The organism is Variovorax sp. AC194 (genome assembly GCF_979257995.1).
Genome location: NZ_OZ409823.1, coordinates 5,982,741 through 5,994,349 on the forward strand (window position 1 = coordinate 5,982,741; position 11,609 = coordinate 5,994,349).

Sequence of the window (11,609 nt, forward strand, 5' to 3'; positions counted from 1 at the left end):
CATGCGTCATGACCGGCCTCCTTTTGTTGTTGTTTTGGGTTGCGACTGCGCAAGGCCACCGATGGCTTGCACCACGCGTTCCATCTTCATGAAGCGCGAGCCCTTCACGAGCACGCTGCCGACCAGCGGCAGGCGCGCGAGCACGGCGGCATGCAGCGCTTCGTAATCGCCGAAATGGCGGCCGTTGTCCGCGCCCTGGAAGGCCGCGACGGTGTGCGCGGTCTCGGTGCCGAGCGTGTAGACGGCCTCGATGCCGCGCTGCCTGGCCCAGGCGCCGACCTCGGCGTGGAACTCGGGCGCGCGGTTGCCCACCTCGCCCATGTCGCCGAGCACCAGCAGGCGCGGACCGGGCAGGCCCGCGAGCACGTCGATGGCGGCGATCACCGAATCGGGGTTGGCGTTGTAGCTGTCGTCCACCAGCGTGAGCGTGTGCTTGTTCGACAGCACCACTTCGCTGGCCTTGGAGCGGCCCTTGACCGGCTCGAAGGCCGACAGGCCCTCGGCGATGCGATCGATCGGCACGCCCGCGGCCAGCGCGCAGGCGGTGGCGGCCAGCGCATTGCCCACGTTGTGGCGGCCGGCGATGTGCAGCTGCGCGTCGAAGGCGCCCAGCGGCGTACGGATGCGCACGGCCCAGGCGCCCTGCTTCCATTCAGCGCTGTCGAGCGAGATGTCGGCATCCGCGTCTTCGCCGAACGTGAGGCAGCGGCGCGCGCCGCCGTCGTGCGCGATGTCGGTCCACAGCGACGTGAAGGTGTCGCCATAAGGGAAGACGGCCGTGCCGTCGTCGGGCAGCACTGCGAACACCGCTGCGTTTTCGATGGCCACGGCCTCGACGGTGGCCATGAATTCCTGGTGCTCGCGCTGGGCGTTGTTGACCAGCGCAATGGTCGGGCGCGAGATGGCGGCCAGCCGCGCGATTTCGCCCGGGTGGTTCATGCCCAACTCCAGCACCGCGTGCTGGTGGCGCGCGCGCAGGCGCAGCAGCGTGAGCGGCACGCCGATCTCGTTGTTGAAGTTGCCGGCGGTTGCGAGCGCGCGGTCGGCGCGGAAGGCGACGAGGATGGCCGCGATCATCTGCGTGACGGTCGTCTTGCCGTTGCTGCCGGTGACGGCGATCAGCGGCAGCTCGAACTGCGCGCGCCAGCCCGCGCCGAGGGCGCCGAGCGCGGCCAGCGAGTCGGGCACTTCGAGGCCCGCGAGGCCGGCGGCTTCGAGGCCGTGGTGGGCGATGGCCGCGACCGCGCCCTGCTCCCGGGCCTGCGCCAGGAAATCGTTGGCGTCGAAGCGCTCGCCCTTGAGCGCGACGAACAGGTCGCCCTGCGCCAGCGTGCGCGTGTCGGTGTGCACGCGCGCGATGACCGTCGCCGGGTCGCCCACGAGGCGCGCGCCGGGAATCCATTGCTGCGCCTGGGCGAGCGTCAAGTTCAGCGGCGTCATATCGCTCATGCCGCACCCCGCTTCGTCAGGGCGTCCAGCGCGTGGGCCCTGTCGGAGAACGGCAGGCGCTGGCCCGCGATCTCCTGCCAGGCCTCGTGGCCCTTGCCGGCGATCAGCACCACGTCTTGCGGCGCGGCCTGCGCGATCGCATCGGCGATGGCGGCGGCGCGGTCGGGCTGCACCTGGGCGGCGTCCGAGCGCGAGAAGCCGCGCAGCACCTGGCTGATGATCGCGTCGGGCTTTTCGCTGCGCGGGTTGTCGCTGGTCACGATGACATGGTCGGCCTGGCGCTCGGCGACGGCGGCCATCATCGGGCGCTTGATCGGGTCGCGGTCGCCGCCGCAGCCGAACAGGCACCAGAGCGCGCCGCCGCGCTGCTGCGCCAGCGGGCGCAGGCCGGCGAGCGCCTTGTCGAGCGCGTCGGGCGTGTGGGCGTAATCGACCACGGCCAGCGGTGCAGCGCCGCCAACGCTCACGCGTTCCATGCGGCCGGGCACGCTCGTGAGATTGGCGCAAGCCGCCACCGCCCGCGACAGCGAAAGCCCCAGCGCGCGCAGCGTGCCGAGCACGCCGAGCAGGTTCGCCACGTTGTATTGCCCGATGAGGCCGGTGGAGAGCCGCTCGACCGACGCGGTGCCGTGCTCGGCCACCGAGAACTGCAGGCCCTGCGCGTCGTAGCCGATGTCGCGCGCCGCGAGGCGCGCCGCCTTGCCGCCGGCCGACACCGTCCAGACGTCGAGCGCGCCGATGCCGGCGTCCACGAGGTTCGCGCACAGGCTCGCGCCGTGCATGTCGTCGATGTTGATCACCGCGGCGCGCAGGCCGGGCCAGCGGAAGAGCTCGGCCTTGGCCGCCCAGTAGGCGTCCATGCTGCCGTGGTAGTCGAGGTGGTCCTGCGTGAAATTGGTGAACACCGCGACCGCGATCTGCGCGCCGTCGAGCCGGCGCTCGGCGATGCCGATGGACGAGGCTTCGATGGCGCAGGCGCCGAAGCCGTGCGCGACCATGTCGCGCAGCGCGCCCTGCATCATCACGGGGTCGGGCGTGGTGAGGCCGGTGTAGGTGAGCTCGGGCGGCACGCCGATGCCCAGCGTACCCATCACGGCGCAGGGCGACGGCGCGCCGCGCTCCATGGTGCCGTCGGGCCGCATCGCGCGAACGCCGCCGGCTGCGCGCAGCGAGGAAAGCGATTCGGCCAGCCACCAGGCGGTGGAGGTCTTGCCGTTGGTGCCGGTCACGGCCAGCACGTCGAGCAGCGCCGAGGGGTTGTCGTGAAAGGCCGAGGCGATCGGGCCGGTGGCCGCCTTCAGGCCCGGGTAGGCCGCGATGCGGTCGCTGTATTCACCTTGATCGAAGCCGAAGGCATCGACGCCCTCGTACTCGACCAGGCAGGCCGCGGCGCCTTGCGCCAGCGCAGCGGCCACGTGCTTGCGCCCGTCGGTCGCGGCGCCGGGCCAGGCGATGAAGCCGTCGCCCGCGCCCACCGGCCGGCTGTCGGCATGCAGCGCACCCTGCACGCGCTCCTTGAGCCAGAGCGCGGCCAGTTGGGGGGATGTGAGTGTCAGCATGCTCAGAAGCTCTCGTCGACGCCCTGCGTCATCACAAGGGGTTTGACTGCGAGGTCGGGCGCGACGTTCATCATGCGCAGCGTCTGCTGCACGACTTCGCTGAACACGGGCGCTGCCGCGACGCCGCCGAAATACTGGCCGTCGCTGGGCTCGTCGATCATCACCGCGACGATGATGCGCGGCTTCTCGATGGGCGCCATGCCGGTGAACCAGGCGCGGTACTTGTTGCTCGCGTAGCCCTTGCCGACCTGCTTGTGGGCCGTGCCCGACTTGCCGCCGACCGAGTAGCCGACCGTCTGCGCGCGCGTGCCGGTGCCGCCGGGGCCGGCGGCCATCTGCAGCATCTTGCGCACGGCCAGCGCGTTGGAGGGCGAGAACACGCGCACGCCGACCGGCGCCTCGGTGGTCTTGAGGATGGTGACGGGAATGATCGAGCCGTCGTGCGCGAACGAGGTGTACGAATGCGCCATCTGGAACAGCGACGCCGACAGGCCGTAGCCGTAGGCCATGGTGGCCTGCTCGACCGGCTTCCAAGTCTTCCACGGGCGCAGCCGCCCGGTGACCGCGCCGGGGAACTGGATCTGCGGCTTCTGGCCGTAGCCGAGCGCGGTGTAGGTGTCCCACATCTCGTGCGGGGTCATCTTCTGCGCGATCTTGAGCGCGCCGACGTTGCTCGACTTCTGGATCACGCCCTCGACCGTCAGCGTGCCGTAGTTGTGGGTGTCGCTGATGGTGAAGCCGCCGATCTGGTAGCGGCCGGGGCCGGTTTCGATCAGCGTGGAGGGCTTCACGCGGCCGGCTTCCAGCGCCATGCCGACGGTGATGGGCTTCATCGTCGAGCCGGGCTCGAAGGTGTCGGTGACGGCGCGGTTGCGCAGCTGCTCGCCGGTGAGGTTCTGGCGCTTGTCGGGCACGTAGCTCGGGTAGTTGGCCAGCGCCAGCACCTCGCCCGTGATGGAGTCGAGCACTACCACGCTGCCGGCCTTGGCCTTGCGGGCCGTCACCGCGTCGCGCAGCTTCTGGTAGGCGAAGAACTGCACCTTGCTGTCCACGCTCAGCTGGATGTCCTTGCCGTCCAGCGGCGGCACGATGTCGCCCACGCCCTCGACCACGCGGCCGAGGCGATCCTTGATGACGCGGCGGGAACCCGCCTTGCCGGCCAGGTCGCCGTTGAACGCGAGCTCGATGCCTTCCTGGCCGCTGTCTTCCACGTTGGTGAAGCCGACCACGTGCGCGGCGGCTTCGCCCTCGGGGTACTGGCGCTTGTATTCCTTGCGCTGGTAGATGCCCTTCAAGTTCATCGCGGCGATCTGCTTGGCGACGGGCTCGTCGACTTGGCGCTTGATCCAGACGAAGGTCTTGTCCTCGTCCTGCAGCTTCTTGTCGAAGTCCTTCTGCGGCATCTCCAGCAGCTTGGCCACCAGCTTGAGCTTGGCGCGCACCTCGGGGTCGTCGCGCTCGATGTCTTCGGGAATGGCCCAGATGCTGGGCGCCACCACGCTGGAGGCCAGGATGAGGCCGTTGCGGTCCAGGATGCGGCCGCGGTTGGCCGGCAGCTCCAGCGTGCGCGCAAAGCGCACTTCGCCCTGCCGCTGGAAGAAGCTGTTGTTGAAGACCTGCACGTACGCGGCGCGCCCGGCCAGCATGACGAAGCCGAAGGCGATGCCCGCGACGATGAACTTGCTGCGCCACACCGGCGTCTTGCTCGCGAGCAAGGGGCTGGTGGTGTAGCGCACGCTGCGGTCGCGGCGGCTCATCGCGCAGCCCCCCTGGCGGTGGTGGCGGCGGGCTTGGGAGGGGTCACGGGCGGCAGCGGCGCGACGGCCGGGATCACCGTGCCGTCCGGGCGCACGTACTGCGTGATGGCCGGCGTGGTGGTGCGCATCTGCAGCTGCTCCTTGGCGAGCTTCTCCACGCGCAGCGGCGTGGCCTGGGCGCGCTTTTCGACCTGCAGGCGGTCGTGGTCGGTTTCCAGGCGGCGCGCCTCCTGCTGCACGCGATCGAGCTCGGTGTAGAGCTGGCGCGAGCGGTACTGCGTATGGACGAGATAGAGCGACGTCGCGATGACGGCCAGAAGCAGGAGCAGGTTCAGGCGGGCCATGTCAGTTGGCCTCGGTGCGTTCGGCGACCCGCAGGATCGCGCTGCGCGAGCGCGGATTGCCGCGCACTTCGTCTTCGGACGGCTTGATGCGCTCGAGCGCGTTGAGCTTCATCACCTTGGGCGCGGCGAAAGGCGCCCGGCGGTCGTAGACCTCCTTGGAATGCTTGGCGATGAACTGCTTGACGATGCGGTCTTCCAGCGAGTGAAAGCTGATCACCGCGAGCCGGCCGCCGGGCTGCAACACGGACAGGCTCGCCTCTAGCGCCTGTTGCAGCTCTTCAAGCTCGGCGTTGATGAAAATCCGAAAAGCCTGAAATGTGCGCGTTGCAGGGTTCTGGCCCTGCTCGCGGGTTTTGACCGTGCCAGCCACGAGCTCGGCCAGTTCGGTGGTGGTTGAAATTGCGCCCCGTTCTTGTCGGCGAGCAACAATCGCCTTTGCAATCTGAACAGCAAACCGTTCTTCGCCATAGTCACGGATCACCTCTGCAATCTGCTGAAGTTCGGCCGTTGCCAGCCACTCGGCCACGCTCTCGCCGCGCGTGGTGTCCATGCGCATGTCGAGCGGGCCGTCGAATCGAAAACTGAAGCCGCGCACCGGGTTGTCGATCTGCGGCGAACTCACGCCCAGGTCCATCAGCACGCCCGCGATGCTGGCGTCGGGCAGCTCGCCCAGCGAGCGGAATCCCTGGTGGCGGATGGAAAAACGCGCATCCGAGATGCGCGCTGCTTCGGCCACCGCTTCCGCATCCTTGTCGAACGCGATCAGCCTGCCTTCCGGCGCGAGCCGCGCGAGGATCGCCCGCGCGTGTCCTCCCCGGCCGAACGTTGCATCGACATAGGTGCCGGCGGCCGCCGCGCTGCCGGAAAGAAGGGCTTCCACCGCTTCGTTCAGCAAGACGGTCGTATGGGTCCATGGGGTGTTCACGTGGGTCCTCAGAACGCGAAGTCCTGAAACACATCCGGCATCTCGCCCTGGGTGGCCTCGGCCTCCTTGGCCTCGTAGGTGGCCTTGTCCCAGAGTTCGAAGTGGTTGCCCATACCGAGGAGCAGCGTGTCGCGCGCGATGCCGGTGGCGGCGCGCAGCTCGGGCGAGACCAGGACGCGGCCGGTGCCGTCCATCTCCACGTCCATCGCGTTGCCCAGGAACACGCGCTTCCACCACTGCGCCGACATCGGCAGCGCGGCGATGCGCTCGCGGAATTTTTCCCATTCGGGACGGGGGAACACCATCAGGCACCCGTGCGGATGCTTGGTGATCGTGAGCTGGCCGCCTGCCGTCGCGCTCAGGACGTCACGGTGCCGGGTCGGCACGGAGAGCCGCCCCTTGGCATCCAGACTGAGCGATGAAGCGCCTTGAAACACGACCACGAACCCCTGTGTTGGGAGGTGCTGCAATGCCCGAAAGAGGCACTATCCGCACTTTTTCCCACTTAACTGCACTTTTTTGCACTGTAGCAGGAAACACTTGGGGCGCAACTGGCCGTTGGTGGTATTTTTTGTAATGGAATCAACGACTTAGCGCCGATTCCAAAACCTCGGAATCGGCGAATTTCGTTGAAAATTAAGTACTTAGCTCACGCAATGAAAGTAATGCGTGAAGCATTCCCCCGTTACAGGGGGAAGAGAAGCAGCTTCAGAGGATGAAGCGCGAAAGGTCTTCGTCGTGACTTAGTGCCGCAAGGCGCTCGTCGACGTAAGCGGCATCGATGCGGATCGTCTGACCTTCGATGCGGGCCGCGTCGAAGCTTACCTCATCGAGCAGGCGCTCCATCACGGTGGACAAACGGCGCGCGCCGATGTTCTCGGTGCGCTCGTTCACCTCGAACGCGATGCTCGCCAGGCGCGTCACGCCGTCGGGCTGGAAATCGAGCGTCACGCCCTCGGTCGCGAGCAGCGCCTGGTACTGCTTCACGAGCGATGCGCGGGTCTGCGTGAGGATGCTCTCGAAGTCCGACACCGAGAGCGACTGCAGCTCCACGCGGATCGGAAAGCGCCCCTGCAGCTCGGGGATCAGGTCGCTCGGCTTGCTCAGGTGGAACGCGCCGCTCGCGATGAACAGCATGTGGTCGGTGCGCACCACACCGTACTTGGTGGTCACGGCCGTGCCCTCCACCAGCGGCAGCAGGTCGCGCTGCACGCCCTGGCGCGACACGTCGGAGCCCTGCGCTTCGCTGCGCGTGGCGACCTTGTCGATCTCGTCGATGAAAACGATGCCGTTCTGCTCGGCGTTGGTGATCGCCTGCGCGCGGATCTCGTCCTCGTTGACGAGCTTCGCAGCCTCTTCGTCGATCAACAGGCGCAGCGCCTCGGCGATCTTGAGCTTGCGCGTCTTGCGCTTGCCGCCGCCCATCTGGCCGAACATGCCGCGCAATTGCTCGGTCATCTCTTCCATGCCGGCGGGGCCCATGATCTCGAGCGGGGCACGCGTTTCGGCCAGGTCGAGCTCGATCTCCTTGTCGTCCAGCTGGTGCTCGCGCAGCTTCTTGCGGAAAGCCTGGCGCGTCGGGTTGGGTCCGTCGATTGCAGGCGTCGAGCCGTCGGCGCCGCGCGCCGGGGGCAGCAGCACGTCGAGGATGCGGTCCTCGGCGGCGTCCTCGGCCCGCGCGCGCACCTTGGCGCTTTCGGATTCGCGGGTCTGCTTGACGGCGATTTCGGCGAGATCGCGAATGATCGAATCGACGTCTTTCCCGACATAGCCCACCTCGGTGAACTTGGTCGCCTCGACCTTGATGAAGGGCGCGTCCGCCAGGCGCGCGAGGCGGCGGGCGATCTCGGTCTTGCCCACGCCCGTCGGGCCGATCATGAGGATGTTCTTCGGGGTGATCTCGCTGCGCAGCTTCTCCTCGACCTGCTGGCGGCGCCAGCGGTTGCGCAGAGCTATGGCCACGGCGCGCTTGGCGGCCGGCTGGCCGACGATGTGGTTGTCCAGCTCGGAGACGATTTCCTGGGGGGTCATGGACATGGTCAGAGCGCTTCCACCGTGTGGTTCATGTTCGTGTAAATGCAGATTTCTCCGGCGATCGCCAGTGATTTGCGAACGATCTGCTCGGCCGAGAGGTCGGTGTTGTCGATCAGCGCCTTGGCCGCCGACTGCGCGTACGCGCCGCCCGAACCGATGGCGATCACGCCGTCTTCGGGCTCCAGCACGTCGCCGTTGCCGGTGATGATGAGCGAGGTGGTGGCGTCCGCCACGGCCAGCATGGCCTCGAGCTTGCGCAGCACGCGGTCGGTGCGCCAATCCTTGGTGAGCTCGACCGCCGCGCGGGTGAGGTGCCCCTGGTGCTTCTCGAGCTTGGCCTCGAAGCGCTCGAAGAGCGTGAAGGCGTCGGCGGTGGCGCCGGCAAAGCCGGCCAGCACCTTGCCGTGATAGAGGCGGCGCACTTTGCGCGCCGTGCCCTTGATGACGATATTTCCGAGAGTGACCTGCCCGTCCCCGCCGATGGCGACCTGGTCGCCTTGGGGGGTCTTGCGGCGCACGCTCACGATGGTGGTGCCGTGAAACTGTTCCATCGAAGCCATCTGGGGATGGCCGATGGCAATGCAACCCCGGAACAGGGCCGGTTTCAGTTCTTTCGAACGGCTACGGTCGCGTGATCGGCAATGCCCACGAGACCGAACAGCGCGGCGATCAGCCGGTGCGCATCGACGAACTGCACCCGCTCGCCATTGGCGTCCCGCGCCCGCACCCAGCTGAGCAGCGTGCCGGCCGCGGCCAGGTCCATGCGCAGCAGCGCCGCGCACGAAATGACGGGTGCCGTGGTGTGCCGGAGGTCCGTGTCCAGCCGCTGCCAGGACGACAGCGATTCGCCCCGCAGGTCGCCCGCCAGCGCGGCAAAGCCGGTGTCGTGCGAAGGGAAGCTCTCCGATTCGGCGCTCGACAGCAGCGACCACACCGAACTGCCCTTGCTCGGCGGCGGCGCGGCGAGCGCGGTGCATTCGCCCTGCGGGTCTTGCCAGGACGGCGGCGACACCTCGTAGGTGATGCAGTAGTTCAGCGCCACCAGCTCGAAGTCGTCGGGCAGGTGCATCACGCGCAGCGCGGCCAGGTGCAGCTGCCACCAGACGTCGTCCGTGCCGCGCTCGTTGTTGGGCGCCGCCTCGGCCAGCACGGCCAGGAGTTGCGCGGAGCCGATGAAGCGCAGCTTGACCGGTGAATCGGCCCAGTGCGTCAGCAGCACGCGCATCGGCGCAGCGGCTTCCAGCTCGATGGCCGTGAGCGAGCGCCAGTCCAGCGTCCAGACCGAACCGGCCTGCGACAGCGCGCGCGTGAGGCTCATCAGCCCGTCGCGGGCCAGGCGCGCGGGGCTGTTCCAGTCGGCCATGGCGCCGCTGTCGCCGCCCTGCTCGGCGTCTTCGCTGGCGGTCACCGCCTTCACGCTGCGGGCCAGCTCTTCGAGCGAGACCCAATCGGGGCCCATGCGCTTCATGCGCGACGCGTAGCGCATGCGGGCGGCCGCGAACTTGGCGGCGTCGCCGGTGGCGCGGTACAGGTCGAACAGGGTGCGCCAGCGGCTGTCGTCGCGCTCGGACGCGGCGTCGTTCTCCGCGTCGGTGCCCGGCGGGGTGTCGGACGCCAGCGCCTGCAGCAGGATGGCCTCGGCGCCGGCATCGTCGCCGTGCGCGAAGCGGATCACCGCCTCTTCCATCGCGCCGTCGTGCGCGAGCCGGGAAGACAAGAGCGGCGGCGCACCGCTGGCGCCGGCAACACCGGCGGTGGCACCCGCGACTTCGACGGGTGCCACGGCCGCCACGGCGCGATGCACGGGAGGCGGCTGGAGCAGGTCGTCCACATGCACGGGCGGCAGCGTCTCGGCGCCGGCATCGGGCGGCGGGTTGACCAGCGTTTCGCCGTTCGGGCCGCGCCCCTTCCACCACTGCTGCGACATCTGCTCTTCGATCTCGTCGATCTTCTTGAGCGTGAGCGCGCGCCCCTCGGACTTTTCCGAAGAGCTGTTGATGTTGAACGACGAGGGCGTGACCGTTGCCTCGAAGGCGTGGGCGGCGGCCTCGCGCTGGCGCAGCTTTCGCAGCATGTCGAACTCGCGCCGGCGCACGAAGTCGTTGCGCTGGCGCCGCTCGATCATTTCCTTGAGCATCTCCCGGCTGTAGGTCTGATCGGGCAGCGAGGAGTCCGACGTCGCGGCGGAAGGCGCATCCAGCTCCGACCAATCCTTGAGCGGATTGCGGACAAACTTGGCCACCTTCGAAAAAAGGCGGCCCGATTCTTCCTTTGGCATTCGGCGAAGACTATCGAGCGGGCTGGTTTTTATCTACCGTGACCCGGTTCAATCCCCGAACATTTTCTGCTTGAGCTCGCGGCGCTGTTGCGCCTCGAGCGACAGCGTGGCGGTCGGGCGGGCCAGCAGGCGGCCGACGCCGATCGGCTCGCCGGTCTCGTCGCAATAGCCGTAGTCGCCGCCATCGATGCGCTGGATCGACTGCTCGATCTTTTTGAGCAGCTTGCGTTCGCGGTCGCGCGTGCGCAGTTCGAGGGCGTGTTCTTCCTCGATGGTGGCGCGGTCGGCCGGATCGGGCACGACCACCGTGTCTTCACGCAGGTGCTCGGTGGTCTCGCCGGCGTTCTCCAGGATGCCGCGCTTGAGTTCTTCGAGCTTCAGGCGGAAGAACGCCATCTGCTTTTCGTTCATGTACTCGGTGTCGGGCATCGCGATGACTTCGGCATCGGTCAGCTCGGCGGGCGACTTGGTCTTCCAGTTGTTCGCGAGCTTGGGGTCTTTCTTGACGGCCAGCGGCGGCGGCGGCACCAGCGCGGTGGACGGCGCCTGCGAGAAGCTGGACTTGGCGGCGGTCGACGCCACGGACTGCGGCATCGAGGGAACGGTCAGTTGCGACAGCCGGGACACGCGGCCCCCACGCGCGGCGGGTGCGGGCGTGGCGGTTTGAGCGGGCATCGAGGGTGTCGCCGGGGCGGAAGAGGAGGCGGCAGCCGTTTTTTTCATGGGGATCGGGGGAGCGGAAGGAACGGCAGCAGGGCGGCCGACGGGTTTGGATGACGATGGACCCGTGCCTGCGGTCTTGGTTGCGGTTGCAGGCTTGGCGGGCTGGACGGACTTCTTTGTCGCAGCAGTGGCAACGGCCTTGGCCGGTGGTGCTGCGGGCTTTTTGGACGCGCTTTTCTCCTTCGTAGCAGGCGCTTTCGCGGTGGCGGAAACCTTTTTCGCCGCGGGTACAGCCTTCGCAGCCGGCGCCTTCTTTGCGGCGGGCTTGGATGCTGGCGTGGCCTTGGCGGCGGGTTTCTTCACGGTGACTGGCTCCTTGGACGAACTGGAACGCGCTTTCACTGGGTGTCTCCTCCCATGGGAGCCACTCGCAGCTTTCGTGCCGCGCGGGCTCCACGTTGTCGGGCTGCTCGCGGTTTGCGAACCCCGGGGTTATACCCCCGAAAGCCCTGCAGAAACGTGCGGCGCCCCGTGCCGGAAGTCACATCCCGTCCATCGAACGAGGTATGCCTTGCGGAACAGGCGCGCGATTGTATAGAG

At 68.0% G+C, this 11,609-nt stretch carries 10 protein-coding genes; all 10 read right to left on the reverse strand.

Annotated elements, in window-relative coordinates:
* Nucleotides 1-6: 6 nt before the first annotated feature.
* Complete coding sequence (locus ACZYRS_RS28345) at nt 7-1,449, reverse strand: UDP-N-acetylmuramoyl-tripeptide--D-alanyl-D-alanine ligase (RefSeq protein WP_463421865.1); 1,443 nt, start codon at nt 1,447-1,449, stop codon at nt 7-9.
* Nucleotides 1,446-3,008 (reverse strand): UDP-N-acetylmuramoyl-L-alanyl-D-glutamate--2,6-diaminopimelate ligase, encoded by a 1,563-nt coding sequence (locus ACZYRS_RS28350; protein WP_463421866.1) that lies wholly within the window; start codon nt 3,006-3,008, stop codon nt 1,446-1,448. Before ACZYRS_RS28350 ends, ACZYRS_RS28345 begins: the two co-directional genes overlap by 4 nt.
* Nucleotides 3,009-3,010: 2 nt before the next feature.
* Nucleotides 3,011-4,765, reverse strand: coding sequence for a peptidoglycan D,D-transpeptidase FtsI family protein (locus ACZYRS_RS28355; protein WP_463421867.1), 1,755 nt, complete (start codon nt 4,763-4,765; stop codon nt 3,011-3,013).
* Nucleotides 4,762-5,109: a cell division protein FtsL gene (ftsL, locus tag ACZYRS_RS28360; protein ID WP_198786184.1), complete on the reverse strand. Its 348-nt coding sequence runs from the start codon at nt 5,107-5,109 to the stop codon at nt 4,762-4,764. The genes ACZYRS_RS28355 and ftsL overlap by 4 nt, the downstream gene beginning before the upstream one ends.
* A 1-nt stretch (nt 5,110) precedes the next feature.
* Entirely contained in the window at nt 5,111-6,034 is a 924-nt protein-coding gene (rsmH, locus tag ACZYRS_RS28365; protein ID WP_198786185.1) for a 16S rRNA (cytosine(1402)-N(4))-methyltransferase RsmH, read from the reverse strand.
* Between the two features lie 8 nt (nt 6,035-6,042).
* Nucleotides 6,043-6,471 carry a division/cell wall cluster transcriptional repressor MraZ gene (gene mraZ / locus ACZYRS_RS28370; RefSeq protein ID WP_198786427.1) on the reverse strand — a complete coding sequence of 143 codons (429 nt, stop codon included), beginning with the start codon at nt 6,469-6,471 and terminating at the stop codon, nt 6,043-6,045.
* A 271-nt stretch (nt 6,472-6,742) separates the two neighbouring features.
* Entirely contained in the window at nt 6,743-8,071 is a 1,329-nt protein-coding gene (gene hslU / locus ACZYRS_RS28375; protein ID WP_198786186.1) for an ATP-dependent protease ATPase subunit HslU, read from the reverse strand.
* Between the two features lie 2 nt (nt 8,072-8,073).
* The gene (gene hslV / locus ACZYRS_RS28380; protein ID WP_042578379.1) at nt 8,074-8,619 is read right to left on the reverse strand and encodes an ATP-dependent protease subunit HslV; all 546 of its coding nucleotides are present in this window, start codon (nt 8,617-8,619) and stop codon (nt 8,074-8,076) included.
* A 53-nt stretch (nt 8,620-8,672) separates the two neighbouring features.
* Nucleotides 8,673-10,346 (reverse strand): STAS domain-containing protein, encoded by a 1,674-nt coding sequence (locus ACZYRS_RS28385; protein ID WP_463421868.1) that lies wholly within the window; start codon nt 10,344-10,346, stop codon nt 8,673-8,675.
* 48 nt (nt 10,347-10,394) lie between these two features.
* Complete coding sequence (gene dksA / locus ACZYRS_RS28390) at nt 10,395-11,372, reverse strand: RNA polymerase-binding protein DksA (RefSeq protein WP_332875241.1); 978 nt, start codon at nt 11,370-11,372, stop codon at nt 10,395-10,397.
* Between the last annotated feature and the right edge of the window lie 237 nt (nt 11,373-11,609).

What these genes read in the sequence shown, in the direction of transcription:
- ACZYRS_RS28345 (WP_463421865.1), bottom strand. Translation starts at nt 1,449, where the DNA reads ATGAGCGATATGACGCCGCTGAACTTGACGCTCGCCCAGGCGCAGCAA.
- ACZYRS_RS28350 (WP_463421866.1), bottom strand. Translation starts at nt 3,008, where the DNA reads ATGCTGACACTCACATCCCCCCAACTGGCCGCGCTCTGGCTCAAGGAG.
- ACZYRS_RS28355 (WP_463421867.1), bottom strand. Translation starts at nt 4,765, where the DNA reads ATGAGCCGCCGCGACCGCAGCGTGCGCTACACCACCAGCCCCTTGCTC.
- ftsL (WP_198786184.1), bottom strand. Translation starts at nt 5,109, where the DNA reads ATGGCCCGCCTGAACCTGCTCCTGCTTCTGGCCGTCATCGCGACGTCG.
- hslU (WP_198786186.1), bottom strand. Translation starts at nt 8,071, where the DNA reads ATGTCCATGACCCCCCAGGAAATCGTCTCCGAGCTGGACAACCACATC.
- hslV (WP_042578379.1), bottom strand. Translation starts at nt 8,619, where the DNA reads ATGGAACAGTTTCACGGCACCACCATCGTGAGCGTGCGCCGCAAGACC.
- ACZYRS_RS28385 (WP_463421868.1), bottom strand. Translation starts at nt 10,346, where the DNA reads ATGCCAAAGGAAGAATCGGGCCGCCTTTTTTCGAAGGTGGCCAAGTTT.